Source organism: Anabaena azotica SJ-1 (genome assembly GCF_047275885.1).
Lineage (GTDB): Bacteria > Cyanobacteriota > Cyanobacteriia > Cyanobacteriales > Nostocaceae > Trichormus_B > Trichormus_B azotica_A.
In genome coordinates, this window is the sequence record NZ_CP178454.1 from 4,949,310 (window position 1) to 4,968,396 (window position 19,087).

A 19,087-nucleotide genomic window follows, 5' to 3' on the forward strand; every position below is an offset into this window, starting at 1 on the left:
AAATAACTATGGTTTATTTAGCCTAATCTAAGGAAAATAATTACAGTCTTAAACAAATTATACTAACTCTGTTCATTTGGAATAAGGAGTTACTACAAAGGAATTGATATGGCAGCAAGTGAGTCCTCTGTGCAGTATGATGGTATGGAGCTAATACACTTATACCACCAAAAACCTTCAATTAAACTACGTAATCAACTTGTAGAAGTGCATAAGGGCTTAGTACGGAAGATGGCTTATAAGTTTATCCATCAATGTAATGAGCCTTATGAAGATTTAGAACAAATTGGTTATTTGGGTTTAATCAGGGCTATTGAACGTTTCAATCCTCACCAGGGATATGCGTTCAGTTCCTTTGCTATACCTTATATTCGCGGAGAGATACTGCATTTTTTGCGCGATCGCTCTACTTTATTAAAAATACCCCGTCGTTGGCAAGAACTTTACAATGCTGGGCAAAAAATTCGTAAACAGTTGACACTATCTCTAGGTCATCCTCCTAGAGAAATTGATATTGCCACCCAACTTAATATTTCTTTACAAGAATGGCAAGAATGTAAATTGGCTGTTCAAAACCGGATACCTTTAAGTTTAGATGCAACTACAGCTAACTACACTGATTATCAAATAACTTTAGGTGATATTCTTCCTTGTCCCCGTACTACTCTGCTTCAGCAACAGGAAGAGGAAAGATTACAACTCCAAGGGGCTATAAATATGTTAGATGATAAGCCTCGGATGGTAGTTGAGTTGGTCTTAGTTAAAGAATTGACTCGTAAGGATGCTGCTAAGAGAATTGGTACTAGTCCGATGACCGTTACGCGCTATCTACACAAAGGTGTGAAAGATTTGATTTGCTATTTGCAACCACCAGTGGAGTCAAAAGTCTTAAGTGCTTAGTTATTCTTCGTCTGAATCAGGATTGACAAGATTAGAGGATGAACAGGATTTTTTTGTCTTTATATCCTGTAAATCCTTAAATCCTCAACATCCTGATGCTGACATGAGACTATCTAGATTTTATATCAGCTTTAAGTCGTTAATTTATACAAACGCAAATCTTTTCTGGCATCAACATCAAATTTTAACCCAATCTCCATTCCTGGGGTTGTTTTAATCTCAGAAATTGACTCACCATTATGCTGAATACTCTTTATAGTAGCTTCTTGACAGTAGGATTTACCTACTAAAAATACACTATTTCCAACTGATAATGGATATTCTCTGTCTGCTGTTAAAATTGCAGCTTTAGGTTTTTTCAACCACTCTGTAATTTTACCAATTACTTGTGCTTGACCGATTGATTCTGATTCCTTCTTCTCAAGAACTCGCCACGTCACTAACTCACAGAGTGCTTGACATAAATTTTCAACAAAATCACATAATTCTAAGAGTGCGTTAGCTGCTAAAAAATCATCTATATTTGTTCCATGTGCTGCATCATTTCGATAACTAATTAATGTATTGAGTTCTTGTTCAGGAGTATTTTCATTTGCTCTAATCTCTTCAACAAAATATTTTATATCTCTATGTGTTAATATCCAACTCCAACTTTCAGAAATACCAGCATTGGCTAATAATCTTTCTAAGCTATTTTTACGTAAATTCTGTTCATGGAATAGAAAAGCCTCTGGTAATAGTTGATATTTATCTTCTCCAGATTCTCCATTCAATAAACCCAGCATAACTTGTTGTACAGATAGATTTTTATATCTATTATTATCTTCCTTCAATATTTCTTGCAGCAGTCTTCCTACTCCACTTTGGTGAGTTTTACGAATACTTTCGTTTAAGTCTGAATACTTTAGAGATAAACCTGGTAAAAGAATTAACCAATCTCGAATTAAGTCTTCTACAAAGGTTTCATAAATAGCATATAAACGAGTGACGACAGCACAATGATCATAAACACGCCAATCAGTTACTTCAGGAATATATTGAAACATATCATCGAGGATTGTTTTTGTTTCTTCAGAATATAAAGAAACATCTCCAAAAGCAATCTCTCGAATTTTCTCATTAGTTTTAATAATGGAACGAATTGTAGAAATATTAGCTTTTACAGCCATGAGCAGATTCTGAAACATTGCTTTTTACTCTGCTATGACTTGAGAGAGCATATCATCGAACAGTTTGATTCTCTCTTTTAGATCATCTTGCGTTTTTCCACCACCTGTAAAAAGCTTGGCTTCATCTTCTCTAAAAAGTCTCTTTGTTTCTTCGAGGAGTCTTGGCTTTCGAGCAACTAAACTATCTGCATCTGCCAAATGTCTACTAAAACTGACCATCACGGCATCATAATAAGCTTTGTATGATCTATCCTTCCAAGTATCAGACTGAGGATCAAAGGGCTTAAATAAGTTTTCTCTATATATTTGGTGAGCTAGATTTATAGTTTGGATGAAAATGTTTTTCAGAAATTCAATGTCTTCATCAGAAAACGACAGACTTTTCATCATATATAAGTCGAGAAATCCTTCCATACCCCTACTAAATTTATCGGTATTACGCAATGCAAAAAATCGCAAAACTAATTCTGCATCTTCCATCTTTTTATAGAGGTTATTTTTCAGAAGTTTTTCATCATCATTAATAGGAATATTCCAAGCTTCTGCAAATATTGGATTAGCTGATAAATCAAGTAATAATTGATTTAATTTGCCATAAAATGAAGAATTACGTATTTCCTGACGACTGAGTTTTACACCACCAGTGTTAACACGCTCAAATACAAGCTTTCTTAAAAATAATGCTTCTTCTGGACTAGATGTTGACTCTGTAATTAAAACTATCGTCGATATAGAGCGACGATCAATTCCTGCTTTAATTTTGGCTGGTAGTTCCTTGTAGGTACGTCCATTTAGTTCTGGCCAAAGTTCTAATCCTGTCAATTTAAGATCATTTTCATAGAAATCTCTCAGGGCAGTAATTCTCTGTTGACCATCCATGACTTCATAAACATTATATTCTTTCTCGTAAAGAATAATTGGTGGAACAGGAATATTAATCAAAAAAGACTCTATCAGTTGAGATTGCTTTTTTTTATCCCACCTATCTCTTCTTTGATAAAAAGGTCTAACATCCATGTATCCGGTTTTCTTTAATGATTCAACGAAAGTCGGAAGTTTTTCCCGGTTTAATTCAGTTAATATTCGTTGCTCACCCTTCTCATATTTATCATTTATTTCTTGATCAGACATAGTGACGTGGTTTAAAGAGGGTGTTTGTTCCCACATCATTTCTTCAGTTGGAGTTAGAAGTTGCATTGACTACATTCTCCATAATATTGATAAAAATAAATAAACCTATCTACAAATTAGCTTAACCTGATTTGTTAAGGGTTAAAACATAATTTACAGATAGGTCTAACAACTATCTAGATTTTATATCAGCGATCGCTCCCCTAGTCATCGCCGCAATAGCTTTATCCGTTGCTTTGGGTAGATGATAGTATTTACCTCCGGCTGTTTTGGCTAATTCCTTCGCAAAGCCAGTAGAGACAAACTTACTCTCTGTATCAATTACCAATAATTGCATACCAGCAGCGCGAATTCTGCCAGCAATATCTAGTAATTCGGCTTTGATATCTGGCTTTTCTCCTGGTTCTTGGGGTTCACCTAAAGAACGAGATAAAGGAATGTTACCACGACCATCAGTAATTGCTACGATGACAACTTGACCAATATCGCCTCCCATTTGGGCATTGATTCCCACCCGCACGGCTTGAGTTAAACCATGTGCCAAAGGTGAACCGCCACCACAGGGTAATCTTTCTAACCGATTTTTGGCTAAAGCAATGGAACGGGTAGGGGGTAATAAAACTTCTGCTTGTTCTCCCCGGAAGGGTATTAAAGATACTTGGTCACGGTTTTGATAGGCTTCGGTTAAAAGCTGCATGACTGCACCTTTTGCAGATTGCATTCGGTTTAAAGCCATTGAACCAGAAGCATCCACTACAAATACTACTAAAGCGCCGGCTTTTCTCACCAATCGCTTAGAACGCATATCTCCTTGTTCGACAATGACTTTTTTATCTGGTTGTCTAGCGCGTCGTGCTTTTTGATACGGTGCTGCGGCTCGCAATGTGGCATCTACGGCAATGCGTTTAACTTTGCCTTTGGGTATCATTGGCTTGATATAGCGTCCCCGGTCATCTGAGAAGATGATGCTGCGACTTCCAGATTTACCTTGCCGTTGTGCCATTTGGGTAAAATAAAGCACACTTGGGTCAAGGATTACCCCTTCTGGGTCAAAGATAAACTCTTCGGGAATCTCAGGTGGTTCTTGCTGTTCCTGTTCTTCCTGCTGTTCTTCCTGTTCTTCTTGTTCTTCTTCTTGCTGTTCTTCTGAGTCGTCTTGACTTTGGGGTGGTGGGGGAGGTGGTGGTGGTTGGTCTGGTGGTGGGGTTTGAATAATAGTTGTTCTGGGAACTATAACTAATTCTACAGCCCGACGTAAATCTTCGGCGTTGACGGTGTTGCGTCCTTCTAATGCTGCTGCGGCTTTTGCTACGCGCACTGCAAACAATTCTGCACGATGTCCTTCTACACCACCGCGAATGGCTTCATTAACCAGATAGATAATTTGTTCTTGGGTAATGGTGACTTCTTTTAACCATTCCCGTGCGAGGAGTATTTGGGTTTTGAGTGAGTCTATGTCTTCGCTGTATTGTTGCAGGAATTCTGTGGGAGATTTAGAATAGGCGATCGCTTGCTCAACTGCTTGTACTCTTTGATCTAAACCCAGAACTCCGTCTGCTGATAGTGCGATCGCAATTCTATCAAGTAAATGTTCTCTAAGCGTCCCTTCCTCTGGGTTATAAGTCGCAATAAACAACGGTTTGCAAGGATGTTGAAAACTTATCCCTTCCCGTTCAATTTGGTTGCGTCCGTCCGATAATACCGATAAAAGTTGATTACTAATTTGTTCATCTAATAAATTGATTTCATCCACATACAACACACCCCTGTTACCCGTGGCCAGTAAACCTGGTTGAAAAACCGTATCACCTTGTTTAACCGACTGTTCCACATCCACAGAACCTAAAAGTCGGTCTTCGGTAACACCAAGGGGTATTTGTACAAAAGGAACAGGAATAATTTCCGTTTCTATTTCCTGTCTTTGTTCAGCTAACAGTTTATCATCCCATTCTTCCGGGTGGTTCGGGTCACAGTTGCTAACAGAATCTTTAACAACTTCAATAGGTGGTAATAAAGCGTGAATTGCACGCGCCATCACAGATTTAGCCGTACCGCGACGGCCTGCAATCACCACACCCCCCAAACCAGGGTCCACTGCTGCTAACAGCAAAGCTATCTTAATTGCTTCTTGACCGACTACAGCTGTCAGTGGAAAAGCAGTCATTGTCGGGGTAATAGTAGGCGCAGGCATTGTTTCCTTAATAGTTATTATAGTTTTAGTCTAGCAATTTCTGGCACATTTAGAATATATATAAAAACAATTCCTAAAGAAGAAAGATGTATAACCACGATTCAAGTTAAACGCTTCACCCTAGAAAAATATCATCAACTTACGAAAATAGGCTTTTTTGATGAAGATAATCACATTCAACTTATAGCAAAGAAAAAATTATTGACCTTCGGAGATAAACATATGGTACAGCAATTCACACCAGACACTAAACCAGAAATCATCTACCCTGATAGTGATGGAAAACCAATGGCAGAAAATACAGAACACTATGAATGGATAGTTAAAATTAAAGAAAATTTAGAAATCTTATTTGCTTCAGAAAATGATGTATTCATAGCAGGTGACTTGCTTTGGTATCCAGTAGAAGGAAGTGTAAAAACCCGTCAAGCACCTGATGTCATGGTTATTTTTGGTAGACCAAAAGGTAGACGTGGTTCTTATAAACAATGGGAAGAAAATAATATTGCTCCCCAGGTGGTATTTGAAATTCTATCGCCAGGAAATCGTAGCCAAGAAATGGCGAGAAAGCTACTTTTTTATCATCGTTATGGAGTAGAAGAATATTATATCTATGAACCAACAACACTAGAATTAACCGGACTTATTCGCCAAAAAGAATGGTTAGAAGAAATTGAAGAAATTAATGGTTGGATAAGTCCACGTTTAGGAATACGTTTTGAGTTAACATCAGACAATTTAGAAATTTATTATCCTGATGGAAGAAAGTTTCTTACATCTCTGGAATTAAATCAACAATTGGAACAAGAACGTCAAAATTATCAAGACTTATTAGCAAAATTGCAAGCTAAAGGAATTGATATCAATACACTTTAAAAATCAGAAAAATTAGATCCCCGATTTCTTGAATTTGGGGATCTACAACTAACCAACCGCAAAACCTGTATATGGTCTCATTAAAGGTTCATGAAAAGCCAACACAATATCTGATTTTGGTACTCCTAATTTAACTAATTCATCTGCTATATCTATCTCAGTTCCATTATATTGAATCCAAATTTTACCATTTTTAACATCCAGATGTAAAACACAACCATACATCGGTCGGCGATTTTTCCAACCTGTATAAACAACCTGATAATGATCTCGTTCTTTATCAAAAATCAGTTGTGTTTCTACTTCCTCATCTGATGGACTTCCCTTAGCATATTCAATTAATAATTGTTGTATATATTGACGATATTTTTCTATTTTTTCCACAATACAATTACCTCATCATTTGGGTCATAAACTATTAGACTCAGTTGGAAATGTTCAATCACATCTACTACAAATGGCAATTGAAAAAATGTCTCATAAGGTGTTTTGGGAACTGCTAAATATAAAAATCTTTCAGGTTGTTGTTTTTTCAAAGCAAAACGATAGTTAAGAAACTGACCTAATGCTGTATGAAATTCAGAAATATTAGAGGAACTAATAAAGCTTTTAATCTCAACTGCGATCTTTTCTTCTCCTTTTTCAGCAGCTATCATTCTTTCTGCACCTAAGTCAATTTGCATATCAATCCTACCTGAGCGAATTCTCAAAGGGTCATCTGTTATCACCCAACTCTCTTTTTCTAATCCTTTTTTTACAGCATCATGGAAAATATCTTTAGCTGACATGAATTGATAATTTAGTCTTTTTATCTATTATAATAACAGTATTTCGCCATGTCTAACTTGAGTATTATTCCTCCTAATGCCTTTTGTAAATAAACGAATTACACATTGTAATATCATAAATGTTGTGGGGTGTGCATCCTGACCGCCCTTGCGTACTAAATTTTACATCTCTTGTATAGACAGCATCTTGTTAAAAACAGTAAAATTATATATTGTATAATTTCATCACACAGTCCAATGGCTATTAGTAATCACGAACGAATTAATAGAGCTTTAGCTACTCTATCGCAAGGATTATATTCCTATGTAGAAAAAGAAATGCGAACAATACATGGTGAACGTTGGTTATCAGTAGCTAAATCTTGTATATTTGACGATCTAACACTCAGAAGAAATCTAGAAGAAACTTTACAAGAAGATGTTTCAGTTCTGCTAAAATTAATTATTAAGCAGTGGGATAATGTTTTCAAGAAAAAACTAAGTAACGCTGAACGTGCTTTGGTCAGTGAGTTAATTGACGTGAGAAATAAATGGGCGCATCAATCAAGGTTTTCCACAGATGATACTTATCGCGCTCTTGATAGTATGACAAGAATTATGAAAGTAATTTCCGCCTCTGAACTAGATATTATTGAAAAGCAAAAACAAGAAGTTTTGAACATGCTTTCTCCAGAAAAAGCGGAAGAAGCTCGTATCAAAGAAAAATTATCTGAGGTACATAAACTTCTGATATTCTCAAATGAAAAACTTCTCCGTCAAGCATTAACCCACCGTTCTTATGTCAACGAAAACCCAGGAGAAGGAGAACACAACGAACGTTTAGAATTTCTCGGTGATGCTATTCTCAACTTCATCAGTGGACAATATCTGTATCGTTGTCATCCCGAAAAAGGAGAAGATGAATTAACTCGTCGTCGTTCTGGATTAGTAGAAGAAAAACAACTAGCAAAATTTGCCCTAGAAGTAGGTTTAGACTTCAGAATGAGATTAGGAAAAGGCACAATTAGAGATGGAGGTTTTCAAAACCCTAACCTACTCAGTAGCACATTTGAAGCTGTCGTTGGTGCATATTATTTAGATAATAATTGCGATGTTGAACCACTCCGAGCTATTATTGAACCATTATTTGAATCTGTCTCAGAACACATTGTAGAACCTCGTTCAAATGTTGATTCCAAAAACCGATTTCAAGAATGGGTACAAGCTCAAGGTATCACAAATCCTCCCAAATATGTAACAGAACAAATAGGGGGACCATCCCACGCACCAGAGTTTAGAGCTAAAGTATTAGTAGAAGGTGAAGAATACGGTGAAGGTAAAGGACGCAATAAAAAAGAAGCAGAAAAGGCTGCGGCTGAAGATGCGTTAGCTAGATTGAAAAAATGAGGCTTATTGGCTTAATAACTGTTAATTTCAAACAAAGACGTAAGATTATTCTTAATGTCTTTGTATTTACCCTCACGAAATATGTTTATTGTACAGCGAAAAATGAATTGAACCGCTTGATGTAAGTAGGTAAGTAACTAATTTATATTTTCTATACTGATGTTATTACTGTTAATCAATGTTATATTTTCGCTATTACTATTAATTGTGAGTAAGTCAGCCTAATCCAACGCATCAGAGTCAACAGCGTGGGAACGGAGGAACCAAGTTTTGGGGCGTATTTTTGTTTTGATAGGTTAATAAATTTTTAACTAAATGTTAGAAAATAAGCCAAAATCGAGCAAAAAGGGGTATCTCTCAACCCTAGTCCGTCAGCTAACTTCGTAGGCATTGAGAGGAGACTGAAGAGACAGCATTTTGATAATGTTTTGATCTCATCAGTGTCCAAGGCTGGTACTGCTCAGTTTCAGTGTATCTGTGCTGAACTCTGTTGAGGTTACAATATGATTTTGCAACTAAATTTAGCTGCAATCTTTGCAGTTGCTGGACAATTTGCTTGGAAAAAAGCAAAACCTGTCATTTTTCGGAATGAGTTTTTATTGCCTGTTGTGGGGTTTTCGGGAATAATTTTACTGTGGTGGATAGTAGCACTTGCTAATCATGAATTAATGCCTACACCACCAGAAGCTTTAATAGCCAATCTTGACTACATCTTAAATCCCTTTTATGAACGAGGTCCTGGTAATTTAGGAATTGGTTGGTTATTATTAGCCAGTTTACGCCGGGTAATATTAGGTTTTAGCTTGGGTGCATTAGTAGCAATTCCCTTGGGCTTTTTAATTGGGATGTCTAGACCAGCAATGTTGGCTTTTAATCCCATTATTCAGATATTTAAACCAGTCTCACCCTTAGCTTGGTTGCCGATTTCTTTAGCTATCTTCAATTTGGCTGATCCTTCAGCTATTTTCGTTATTTTTATTACTTCCCTTTGGCCAACTATTATTAATACAGCCTTGGGAGTTGCTAGTGTTTCCAAAGATTATTTAGATGTGGCACGAGTGTTGGAAATGCCACGTTGGCGGCAGATGATCAAAATTATTTGGCCTGCCAGTTTGCCCTATATTTTTACAGGGTTGCGAATTAGTTTAGGCATTGCTTGGTTGGTAATTGTGGCTGTAGAAATGTTGACGGGTGGTGTTGGAATTGGGTTTTTTGTTTGGGATGAATGGAGTCGTTTAAATCTCAGTTCTGTATTTTTGGCTGTGTTTGTAATTGGCTTAACTGGCTTAATTTTAGATTATGCTGTGGGTAAGCTTCAAGAGTTAGTTACTCATCGTCCAGGAAGTTTGAAGTAGAAAAAATTATTTACAGCTATGGCAGGCAAGATGTCTGTCCCACATTGAAAAATAAAACTGCAAGATGCAATGCAAGTTTGCATTTGAGTGTCAACTTATTAATGATTGTGATAGATGGAAGGCTACAAAGCTTATCCAACAATTTTGGCAATATCTAAAATCCCAAATCGGGCGTTGCATAATTGCAGGATGAAATCGTTAAATTCAAGCTAGAAAACTATTTCTGTTTGCACCTTTGCTGAAGATAAAAATTATCCCATTAATCAGCAGCACGAAAAATCTAAAATCCGAAATTGTATACAATTATGAGTGAAAATCATTGGACGAGAAGAGATTTTATTAAGGGAATAGGTGCAACGACTGCGGGTTTAGCGTTGTCATCTTGTGCTATTTCTGGAGATAGGTCTGCTAAAGGACTGACAGAAGCAGCCTTAGCTGTAGAACAGGTAGTTAGACCCCAAGATTTAGAAAAACCCGATATTACAGTTGGTTATGTACCTGTTAATGATTGTGCGCCATTTGCGATCGCCTGGAAAAAAGGATTTTTCCGCAAATATGGCTTAAACGTTAAACTCAACCGCGAAGCTAGTTGGGGAAACTCCCGCGACGGTCTGATTTTTGGTCGTCTTGATGCTGCACCCGTCGTCTCCGGTGCTGTCACCAACGCCCGCATAGGTGCAGAAGGCGCACGTCATGCCCCCCTATGTGCAGCCATGACCATACACCGTCACGGTAACGCCATGACCATGAACAAAGAGATGTGGGACTTTGGCATCCGTCCTTGGTACGAATATCAACAAAAATATGGTGACGGTGCTTTAGAAGCCTTTGGCAGAGACTTCCGTGGCTATTTTGACAAACAACCCCCAGAAAAGAAAATTTGGGCAGTAGTTTTGAGTTCGGCTATTTACGAATACTTTGTTCGCTATATATCTGCGGCTGCTGGTGTAGATCCCCTGAAGGAATTTCGGGTCATCATCGTTTCCCCACCGCAAATGGTGACAAACATGAGAATTGGCGCTATGCAAGCTTACATGGTAGCCGAACCTTGGAACACCAGAGCAATTCAAGGTAACGAAGGTATCGGTTTTACATTCGCTCAAGGTAAAGAAGTTTGGCAAGGACACCCAGACAGACTACTAGGAGTAATGGAATCTTTTATCGTCAATTATCCCAAAACTTACCGTTCTTTGGTGAAAGCAATGATAGAAGCTTGTCAATATTGCAGTAAACCCGAAAATCGCCAAGAAGTAGCCGAATTACTGACAGAACGTTCTTTCACTGGTGCAAAACCCAAAAAACCAGGTGTTCCTATTACTAAGTTTACGGCACCGGGAATTATTGGCAATTATAACTATGGTGGTTTTGATGGTCAAGACCGTACTATTAACGCTGACGACACAACCATTTTTTATGATATTCCTGACAATATTCCCCACGAAATAGGAGAACATTCAACATTTTTATGGCGTTCTCGAAGTCTTTGGTTAATGACTCAAGCTGCCCGTTGGGGACAAATCAAAGAAATTCCCAAAAACGCTAATAAAGTAGCCGAACAAGGTTGGAGAACAGATTTATATCGAGATATAGCTGCGGAAATGGGAATTCAATGCCCCAAGGAAGATTATAAAATTGAACCACCAGAAGTATTCATAGATAAAAAAGGCTTTGATCCTAGCGATCCTGTCGGTTATCTAAATAGTTTTGCGATCAGGGCTAACGCTCCTACTCGCTTCTTCATGTCTTAAATATTCAAACAATACGGCGACAAATTCAGGAGGATTTGATCATGGAATATACAGCCTTATCACAAAATACTTATCAACAAGTTATGCCCCTTCATGGATTTCTAGAAATTGAAAATTTAGTCAAGTCTTATCCCACACTAGATAAAGGCAACTCTGTGATCTTAGATGGCGTTAATCTGACAATTGGTGAAGATGAGTATATTTCTGTAATTGGTCACTCTGGTTGTGGTAAATCAACACTGTTAAAAATTATCGGTGGTTTTGAAAAAGCCACATCTGGCTCAGTCCGTTTAGATGGTAAAGAAATCCGCAAACCAGGTGCAGATAGAATGATGGTATTTCAAAATTATTCTTTGTTACCTTGGTTAACTGTAAGAGAAAATATCCGTTTAGCTGTAGATGAAGTGCTAAAAAATGCAAATCGATCTGAAAAAATTAGCATTGTAAACGAACATTTGGCAATGGTAAACTTAACAGCGGCTGCCGATAAGTATCCCGATGAAATTTCTGGAGGTATGAAACAAAGAGTAGGTATTGCTAGAGCTTTAGCAATTCGTCCTAAAATGTTATTAATGGATGAACCATTTGGAGCTTTGGATGCCTTAACTCGTGGAAAATTGCAGCGTCAGGTATTAGATATCTGGGAAAATCATCGTCAAGCAGTAATGATGATTACTCATGATGTTGACGAAGCAATTTATATGTCAGATCGCATTGTCTTAATGACCAATGGACCAGCCGCTACTATCGGAGAAATTCTCGAAGTTCCGTTTAAGCGTCCACGGGATCGGAGTATGATCCGCAATTCTAAAGAGTATTTTGAACTCCGTAACCACGCTTTGAATTTTCTTGACCGCTACTTTACTTCAGAAGAGTGAAATAAATGTAAGAATTCAGGAGTCAGAAGTCAGAATGCTGGTTAAATCAGGAAAGGAGCGGGATTTTCTCACAATCATCACAGTAGGTGCTAAAAGCCATTATTGTTCTGAATTCTGTATTCTGAATACTGACAAATAAATTATTATTTGATGAGTATACAATTGTGGAAATATAAGCTACAATTCAAAAAGTAAAAATTTCATATTCTGAACATTTTTACTTGGGAATTATGAATTCCGCAAAACTCTGTGGGTAGCCTAATTCACATTCATGAAAGCTGGATTTGAAGCGGAGGAACCAATGTTTGGGGCTAATCTTAATTGAGAGACACCTTCCAGTCTTAGCCCGTCAGCTAACTCCGTCGGCAATGGAAGGAACCTCCAAAACCTTGGCTGTAATATCAGTTCTTGTTGGGGTTTCCTTGATAAATTTGCGATTTTAGTTAATGATTTTGGATCAAATATGAATCTAAAATCTAAAATCTAAAATTGTCATCCCTGCTTCTCATTGATGATTTGTTTCAAGGGAGAGAAGTTAAAGCTGTGAGAATTAAGCCATTGTTAGCAAGATTACAAAGTGCCATAGGTCGCTATGACCTAATGGAGCAGATGATATTAATACCTGATCCTCAAAAATGCGTTAGTGAAAAAGATTCACAAGCAAAATCTATCAATTTAATTGTTGGCTATGATGCTTCACCGAATAGTCATACAGCCTTAGATATTGCTTTTTGTATTGCCCATCAAACCCATTTAGCTACAAACATTCAAGTTAATGTCCAGGCTGTATATGTATTAGAAGAACAACCAAGTAGTTATTCTAATCACAGAAGTATGCCCCAAAAGCAGCTTGCTGTAGAGTATCCAGCTTGTGAAGTAACCCAATCAAAAACACTGGTATTAACTCCATCAAAACCACAGTTAATAACTTCATCAATACCAGATCAAGCAGATAAAATTCTTTGGCAAGCCAAAAATTTAGCTCAAGAATGGCAAAGTTATTTTAAATCTCATCTGCGGTTTGGTAACTTAGGTACTGAATTGAAAAAAGTTGTGGAATTAGAAGCTGCTGATGTTCTATTTTTAGGTTGTCAATCTATCAATCATCCTTTGATTGATACTTTAGACCCTAATTTTCCTTGTGCTGTGTTGGGTATTCCCAGTTGTCTTGATTAATCACATAAGATTTGACCATTCTTCAAAGCAACTGACAAGTTTCAGATTCGCAAAGTGAACCGTATTGCTTTTTAAGTCGCCTATAGTCTAGGTGACTTTTTTGCTACTATGCAATCAATACCATTATCAGGGAGGATAGTATGGAAAATTGGCAAGCTGTCCTAAGTATCATCACATTTATAACCGTCATTGTTGTCATTATGACGGAATGGATTCATCTAACTGTTGCTGCTTTACTAGGGGCATTAATATTAGTTTTTACTAATATTATGACTTTACCAGAAGCTGTTGGTTACATTGGCAAAAGTCATGGGACTTTGGGTTTATTTTTTGGGGTCATGGTTTTAGTTAGGGCATTTGAACCTACTAATATCTTTAGTTATATAGCTACACAAATAGTCATTCTGGCTCAAGGTAGTGGCAAAAGATTACTCTTAGGCATTGTGGCATTAGTTACACCGATTTGTGCTGTTTTACCTAACGCAACTACGGTAATGTTATTAGCACCGTTAATTCCACCAATGGCACAAGAAATAGGAGTTAATTTTGTACCTTTATTAATTTTGATGGTTTTTGTTGCTAATAGTGCGGGATTATTAACTTTAGTAGGAGACCCTGCCACCTTTATTGTTGGTGATGCTGTAAATATTAGCTTTATAGATTATTTAGGAAAATTGAGTTTAGGGGGAGTAATTGCTGTTACTGCTGTAGTAGTAACACTACCAATTTTATTTAAAAGGATTTGGAATACAAACCTAGATAATCTCGCAGAATTACCTCACCCAAAAATTAATCATCCACGAGTTTTAATAATGGGTGGATTTATAGTAACTTTTGTGTTGATATTTTTCGTCATTGGCGAATCTTTACCAGTTCCTATTTCCCCTGCGGCTGTAGCTTTATTAGGTGCAACTTTAGCTTTATTACTAGCGCATCAAAGTAGGATTGATTCAGTTAATAATATTTTGAAAGATGTAGATTGGAGTACATTAATATTCTTTATGAGTATTTTTGTATTAATTGGCGGATTAGATAAAACAGGAGTTATTAAAGGTTTATCAGGCGTTTTAGGAGTTATTTTAGGTAAAAATATTCTGCTGGGTTCTATATTGTTGTTATTTGTGGTGGGGATATTATCCAGTGTTGTTCCCAATATTCCGTTAGTTGTTGCTATGGTTCCTTTGTTAAAACAATATATTGTCAATGTGGGATTAGCACCAGCAGAAGTTTTAGCACCAGATTTTCAAGGGCAGTTTCCTCCAGAAGTTTTACCTCTATTTTATGCAATGATGTTTGGCGCAACTTTGGGAGGAAATGGTACGTTAGTGGGAGCATCTTCTAATATTGTTGCTGCTGGTATTGCTGAACAGCATGGGAAACGCATTACTTTTAAAACTTTTCTCCATTATGGAATTCCCATTACTATATTACAACTTGTGACTGCGGCTTTATATGTTTTGATTCGGTTTTTTCTATGAGTGTGAAAATTGCCATTGAAAAGTTTCAGTAGATAACCGAAGTTGCTAGTTAGGAATTATGAGACTAATTTATTCTCAAAATCTCCCTTCTTTAGTTTTGATTGAATAACTAGCAACTTACGTTAAATAGAGATAATTACAACAGAATTCCAGAGTTATAAATTCTGCTGTAATTGCATTCTGACTTCCGTGTTTGATCTAATATCGCATAATGTGCAGCACATCACGGAGAACGCTATAGCCTGCTAAATCCCACAGCAAGTAGGCTAAAAATCCAATCATTGCCAAGCGTCCATTCCATAATTCAGCTTGGGGATTCCAGCCAAAGATAAAGGCGTTACGATCTACTCCATTATAGGCTTTAGCAACTGGTGGTATATCGGTTGAAGTACGAGTTTCCATGTTTTGTCTCCAAAGTTAAGCAAGTTTGAGATGTTGAATCTTTTGTTCTAAACAATTTAGTGCTTAACTTAAATTTACCTTCTGTACACAAAGCAGCTTTATGCCTATAGGTACAAACTAGAGGCACTCTTGTGGAAGATTATTGGGAATTTTTTGACAAGAAAAAATCCACCTGGCGAGGGTGACAAAAAACTTAATTTTAGATAGGTGTAAATTGAGATAATTAATTCATGATTTAGGTCGGAGAAAATTCAAAATCTATGATTTACTAAATAACAAGATTTTGCTGAAAAATTTCTAGATTTTAACACTAATTAACAATCAAAATATATTCAAGTTCTATCTAGCGTTATATAAAGGTATCCAACCTGGGAGAGATGCTAAAAACGTCTCAGTTACTGGATTCTGGATGGGGGACTTGAATATTGCCATAGATACAACTAAATCCTTAATGAAAGCTAATTTTAATTTAAATTAAAGATAAATTTAGAAGCAGGAAATACAAATCATGCAGGAAATGTACACATATTTTTTATGGTGGATGGCACAAATACCTATAAACACCACCAACGTCACACCAGCACAGGCATCGGTTCTTACTTCTGGTCCGCGCTTTTTTGTGGCTTTAATTTCTGGGGTGATTCTCGCTTTTGCCTTCCAATTAGTGTTAACAAATCTCTCAATTGCGGCTGGGATTTCTTATTTGGGGCATCCGTCAGAGTCGCAGGAAGTTGAAAGTTTCGGGGGTACGATTCGCAAAATTGGGACGAGGTTGGGAATTTGGACTTTAGTTACGGTAACAGTTGCTTTATTCATAGCTTGTTTCTTGGCTGTAAAATTGAGTCTATTAATTTTAGATCCCAGATTAGGCGCTATTTTGGGCTTAGTAATTTGGGGTGCATACTTTTTATTACTGATGTGGGTCAGCACGACTACGGTAGGATCTTTGATTGGTTCGGTCGTGAATACGGCCACTTCCAGTTTTCAGGCGATTATGGGAACGGCTACGGCTGCTTTGGGTGCTAAGGCTGTAAATCAGCAAGTGGTGGCAACGGCGGAAGCGGCAGCATCGGCTGTGCGGCGGGAGTTAGGGAGTGCATTGGCACCGGCAAGTATTCACCAAAACATAGAAGAGTACATAGAAAAGCTACGTCCTCCAGAAATTGATATATCGCGGATTCGTTCTGAATTTGAAAGGTTACTGAGTGAACCGCAATTTAAAGCCTATGCCAGTAGTCCAGACCTGCGTAATATTGACCGTCAGCGGTTTACTGATTTAGTCAGCAGTCGCACAGATTTATCTAAACGAGAAGTTAACCGGATCGCTGATTCTTTATATGGTGTTTGGCAACAAGTAATCAGTCAGCAAGTACCCACAAACGATCGCTTGGGTGAGTTGGTTGATTATCTCAAATCCCTGCCACCAGGACAAACTAAAACAGATGAACTCAATGCTAAACTTGACCAGTTAATTACAGAAATTCATTCCTCCAAAGAAACAGAACAAAAGCCTGGTATGATACAACAGGCAATATCGGCACTGACTGGGGTAGTTTTAGGTAGGGCAGATTTATCGGATTTGGATGTAGAAAAAATTTGGGATTCCCTCGCTACTGCTAGAAAAAAAGTCACAAAACAAATTACACCACAGCCTTATAATCCAATTCATGCTGATGTTGAAAATTACTTGCTCAACGCCCATCCTTGGCAATTAAGTTTGAATAATATTGTTCAAGAATTTCGAGATGTGATCTATGATCCTGCTGCTGATCCTGGTGTAATACGCAGCGAATTAGAAAAAATATCTCGCCAGGATTTTGTGAATATTTTGCAATCTAAGGGACTGTTAACTAAAACACAAATTCAGCAAATTGCTGATCAATTGGTAGCAGTAAAAGATGAAGTATTAGTAACAGTAATTGCCCAGGAAGAAAGAGAGATTGTCCAAGATTTGCAAAGAAGAGTTGAAAGTTATTTACTTGTGACTCCTAAAACTGACTTGACACCAGCAGGAATTGAGGAACATTTTAAACCTTTGTTGGCGGATACAGAGGCAGATTATCAATCTTTATCCCGGCGATTAGCACAAGTTGAACGGGAACAAATGGGAGAAATTCTGTTAGCACGCAATGATATTCAGGAGTGGGAATTAGATCCGATTTTAGATGAATTAGAAATGCAGCGCGATCGCGTGTTGTTAGAATCTCTCAGCATGGCTAAACAGGCACAACATCAAGTGGAAACTCTGTGGCTGAATGTTGAATCATATCTGCGTAACACGGGTAAGCAAGAATTAAATCCTGATGCGATCCGCGCCGATCTGAAACGACTGTTAGAAGACCCCCAAACGGGAATTATGGCTATTCAGGCGCGTTTGTCTCGCTTTGACCGAGATACTTTGGTGCAATTGTTGAGTCAACGTCAAGATTTAACTGAAGCACAAGTTAATCAAATTATTGAGGTGGTGGAAGAAATATGGCGTGGTATTCTCCACACACCACAAAAAGCAAAAGAACAATATGATTCTGTCATCTCTACTATTGCGGATTATCTGCGAAACACTGGTCAGGAAGAATTAAATCCTGAAGGTATTCAGCAAGATTTAAACAGGTTGTTTGCACATCCGAGAGAGGGTGTTGTGGCATTGCGTCGCCGTTTATCGCATATTGACCGGGATACTTTGGTCAAGTTGTTGAGTCAACGTCAAGATTTAAGTGAGGAACAAGTTAATCAAGTAATAGATGCTACGCAGACATCAATTAAAAATATTGTCCGTGCGCCTCGTCGGTTAGCAACTAGAACCCAACAAAGAATGCAAACTTTTCAAACTTATTTGCAGGAGTATTTACGATTAACTGGTAAAGCAGAATTGAATCCCGAAGGCATTAAGCGGGATGTACAATTGTTGCTGCATGATCCACGAGTGGGTATGGAAAGTTTAAGCGATCGCCTCTCGCATTTCGATAGAAACACAATTATTGCGTTGTTGAAAATTCGGGAAGATATGACTGATGAAGAAGCTGGAATAATAGCTGATAATATGATCTCTGTGCGTGACCAATTTGTAGAACAGGTGCGGGGTATTCAACGACGTATTCAAGATGCAATTGAGGGTATTTTTGCCAGTATTCGTAATTATCTTAATTCTCTAGAACGCCCAGAACTTAATTATGATGGGATTAAACATGATATCCGCCAATTGTTTGATGATCCCCAAGCCGGGTTTGATGCCTTGCGCGATCGCCTATCATCTTTCAATCGTGATACCTTAGTAGCTATTGTAAGTTCTCGTGAGGATATCTCTGAGGATGATGCTAACCGCATTATTGACCAAATTGAACGCGCCCGAAATACTGTTTTACAACGGGCTGAACAGCTACAGAACGAAGCGCAAAATCGGCTAGAACAGGTGAAACATCAAGCACAGCGTCAAGCAGAGGAAACACGTAAAGCTGCTGCTAATGCCTCTTGGTGGTTGTTTGCAACAGCATTTGTTTCCGGGATTTCTGCGGCTTTAGGAGGTGCGATCGCTGTGGTGTTGATTTAGGTTTATCAAGTTGTCTAAGCTACATTCTGACCTCCCAACTGGGAGGTTTTTTTGACTAAAAA

The 19,087-nt window shown here is 37.7% G+C and carries 15 protein-coding genes, 1 pseudogene and 2 riboswitches; of the genes and pseudogenes, 10 read left to right on the forward strand and 6 right to left on the reverse strand.

What is annotated here, in order from left to right; genetic code table 11:
* Nucleotides 1-108: 108 nt before the first annotated feature.
* A complete protein-coding gene (locus ACLLO5_RS21465; RefSeq protein WP_413172523.1) occupies nucleotides 109-900 on the forward strand; it encodes an RNA polymerase sigma factor SigF in 792 nt (263 codons plus the stop codon).
* Between the two features lie 131 nt (nucleotides 901-1,031).
* On the opposite strand, the gene ACLLO5_RS21470 is transcribed toward ACLLO5_RS21465, so the two are convergent.
* From ACLLO5_RS21470 to bchD, 3 genes are all read right to left on the reverse strand, one after another.
* A complete protein-coding gene (locus ACLLO5_RS21470; protein ID WP_413172524.1) occupies nucleotides 1,032-2,087 on the reverse strand; it encodes an MAE_28990/MAE_18760 family HEPN-like nuclease in 1,056 nt (351 codons plus the stop codon).
* A gap of 6 nt (nucleotides 2,088-2,093) precedes the next feature.
* Nucleotides 2,094-3,266: a DUF262 domain-containing protein gene (locus tag ACLLO5_RS21475; RefSeq protein WP_413172525.1), complete on the reverse strand. Its 1,173-nt coding sequence runs from the start codon at nucleotides 3,264-3,266 to the stop codon at nucleotides 2,094-2,096.
* Between the two features lie 106 nt (nucleotides 3,267-3,372).
* Nucleotides 3,373-5,391 carry a magnesium chelatase ATPase subunit D gene (bchD, locus tag ACLLO5_RS21480; RefSeq protein WP_413172526.1) on the reverse strand — a complete coding sequence of 673 codons (2,019 nt, stop codon included), beginning with the start codon at nucleotides 5,389-5,391 and terminating at the stop codon, nucleotides 3,373-3,375.
* A 222-nt stretch (nucleotides 5,392-5,613) separates the two neighbouring features.
* Between bchD and ACLLO5_RS21485 the strand changes: the two genes are divergently transcribed.
* On the forward strand, nucleotides 5,614-6,267 hold the full coding sequence (locus ACLLO5_RS21485) for a Uma2 family endonuclease (RefSeq protein WP_413172527.1): 654 nt from the start codon (nucleotides 5,614-5,616) through the stop codon (nucleotides 6,265-6,267).
* A 48-nt stretch (nucleotides 6,268-6,315) separates the two neighbouring features.
* Here ACLLO5_RS21485 and ACLLO5_RS21490 read toward each other — a convergent pair whose 3' ends face one another.
* Together ACLLO5_RS21490 and ACLLO5_RS21495 are read right to left on the reverse strand one after the other, a co-directional pair.
* Complete coding sequence (locus tag ACLLO5_RS21490; RefSeq protein WP_413172528.1) at nucleotides 6,316-6,651, reverse strand: XisI protein; 336 nt, start codon at nucleotides 6,649-6,651, stop codon at nucleotides 6,316-6,318.
* Nucleotides 6,639-7,055, reverse strand: a complete 417-nt coding sequence (locus ACLLO5_RS21495; protein WP_413172529.1) for a XisH family protein — start codon at nucleotides 7,053-7,055, stop codon at nucleotides 6,639-6,641. The genes ACLLO5_RS21490 and ACLLO5_RS21495 overlap by 13 nt, the downstream gene beginning before the upstream one ends.
* Nucleotides 7,056-7,373: 318 nt before the next feature.
* Here ACLLO5_RS21495 and ACLLO5_RS21500 point away from each other — a divergent pair.
* The 7 genes and pseudogenes from ACLLO5_RS21500 to ACLLO5_RS21530 form a co-directional block, all read left to right on the forward strand.
* Nucleotides 7,374-7,607: pseudogene (locus ACLLO5_RS21500) on the forward strand (Swt1 family HEPN domain-containing protein); the annotation flags it as partial.
* A gap of 108 nt (nucleotides 7,608-7,715) precedes the next feature.
* Nucleotides 7,716-8,441: a ribonuclease III gene (gene rnc, locus ACLLO5_RS21505; protein ID WP_413176153.1), complete on the forward strand. Its 726-nt coding sequence runs from the start codon at nucleotides 7,716-7,718 to the stop codon at nucleotides 8,439-8,441.
* A 208-nt stretch (nucleotides 8,442-8,649) separates the two neighbouring features.
* Nucleotides 8,650-8,846, forward strand: a riboswitch (cyclic di-AMP (ydaO/yuaA leader).
* A gap of 98 nt (nucleotides 8,847-8,944) precedes the next feature.
* Nucleotides 8,945-9,796 (forward strand): nitrate ABC transporter permease, encoded by an 852-nt coding sequence (ntrB, locus tag ACLLO5_RS21510; RefSeq protein ID WP_413172530.1) that lies wholly within the window; start codon nucleotides 8,945-8,947, stop codon nucleotides 9,794-9,796.
* Nucleotides 9,797-10,101: 305 nt separating this feature from the next.
* Nucleotides 10,102-11,544, forward strand: a complete 1,443-nt coding sequence (locus ACLLO5_RS21515) for an ABC transporter substrate-binding protein (protein WP_413172531.1) — start codon at nucleotides 10,102-10,104, stop codon at nucleotides 11,542-11,544.
* A gap of 41 nt (nucleotides 11,545-11,585) precedes the next feature.
* Nucleotides 11,586-12,422 carry an ABC transporter ATP-binding protein gene (locus tag ACLLO5_RS21520; protein ID WP_413172532.1) on the forward strand — a complete coding sequence of 279 codons (837 nt, stop codon included), beginning with the start codon at nucleotides 11,586-11,588 and terminating at the stop codon, nucleotides 12,420-12,422.
* 245 nt (nucleotides 12,423-12,667) lie between these two features.
* Nucleotides 12,668-12,803, forward strand: a riboswitch (cyclic di-AMP (ydaO/yuaA leader).
* Nucleotides 12,804-12,911: 108 nt separating this feature from the next.
* Nucleotides 12,912-13,598 carry a universal stress protein gene (locus tag ACLLO5_RS21525; RefSeq protein ID WP_413172533.1) on the forward strand — a complete coding sequence of 229 codons (687 nt, stop codon included), beginning with the start codon at nucleotides 12,912-12,914 and terminating at the stop codon, nucleotides 13,596-13,598.
* A gap of 140 nt (nucleotides 13,599-13,738) precedes the next feature.
* Nucleotides 13,739-15,076, forward strand: a complete 1,338-nt coding sequence (locus ACLLO5_RS21530) for an SLC13 family permease (protein ID WP_413172534.1) — start codon at nucleotides 13,739-13,741, stop codon at nucleotides 15,074-15,076.
* 198 nt (nucleotides 15,077-15,274) lie between these two features.
* Here the strand turns inward: ACLLO5_RS21530 and ACLLO5_RS21535 are convergent, their stop codons facing one another.
* The gene (locus ACLLO5_RS21535; protein WP_413172535.1) at nucleotides 15,275-15,478 is read right to left on the reverse strand and encodes a chlorophyll a/b-binding protein; all 204 of its coding nucleotides are present in this window, start codon (nucleotides 15,476-15,478) and stop codon (nucleotides 15,275-15,277) included.
* A gap of 508 nt (nucleotides 15,479-15,986) precedes the next feature.
* On the opposite strand from ACLLO5_RS21535, the gene ACLLO5_RS21540 reads away from it, so the two are divergent.
* Nucleotides 15,987-19,025 carry an MFS transporter gene (locus tag ACLLO5_RS21540; protein ID WP_413172536.1) on the forward strand — a complete coding sequence of 1,013 codons (3,039 nt, stop codon included), beginning with the start codon at nucleotides 15,987-15,989 and terminating at the stop codon, nucleotides 19,023-19,025.
* The last annotated feature ends 62 nt before the right edge of the window (nucleotides 19,026-19,087 follow it).

Bases quoted from the DNA above. Each gene is read 5' to 3' on its own strand.
- ACLLO5_RS21465 (WP_413172523.1), top strand. From the start codon at position 109: ATGGCAGCAAGTGAGTCCTCTGTGCAGTATGATGGTATGGAGCTAATA.
- ACLLO5_RS21470 (WP_413172524.1), bottom strand. From the start codon at position 2,087: ATGTTTCAGAATCTGCTCATGGCTGTAAAAGCTAATATTTCTACAATT.
- ACLLO5_RS21475 (WP_413172525.1), bottom strand. From the start codon at position 3,266: ATGCAACTTCTAACTCCAACTGAAGAAATGATGTGGGAACAAACACCC.
- bchD (WP_413172526.1), bottom strand. From the start codon at position 5,391: ATGCCTGCGCCTACTATTACCCCGACAATGACTGCTTTTCCACTGACA.
- ACLLO5_RS21485 (WP_413172527.1), top strand. From the start codon at position 5,614: ATGGTACAGCAATTCACACCAGACACTAAACCAGAAATCATCTACCCT.
- ACLLO5_RS21495 (WP_413172529.1), bottom strand. From the start codon at position 7,055: ATGTCAGCTAAAGATATTTTCCATGATGCTGTAAAAAAAGGATTAGAA.
- rnc (WP_413176153.1), top strand. From the start codon at position 7,716: ATGCTTTCTCCAGAAAAAGCGGAAGAAGCTCGTATCAAAGAAAAATTA.
- ntrB (WP_413172530.1), top strand. From the start codon at position 8,945: ATGATTTTGCAACTAAATTTAGCTGCAATCTTTGCAGTTGCTGGACAA.
- ACLLO5_RS21515 (WP_413172531.1), top strand. From the start codon at position 10,102: ATGAGTGAAAATCATTGGACGAGAAGAGATTTTATTAAGGGAATAGGT.
- ACLLO5_RS21520 (WP_413172532.1), top strand. From the start codon at position 11,586: ATGGAATATACAGCCTTATCACAAAATACTTATCAACAAGTTATGCCC.
- ACLLO5_RS21530 (WP_413172534.1), top strand. From the start codon at position 13,739: ATGGAAAATTGGCAAGCTGTCCTAAGTATCATCACATTTATAACCGTC.
- ACLLO5_RS21535 (WP_413172535.1), bottom strand. From the start codon at position 15,478: ATGGAAACTCGTACTTCAACCGATATACCACCAGTTGCTAAAGCCTAT.
- ACLLO5_RS21540 (WP_413172536.1), top strand. From the start codon at position 15,987: ATGCAGGAAATGTACACATATTTTTTATGGTGGATGGCACAAATACCT.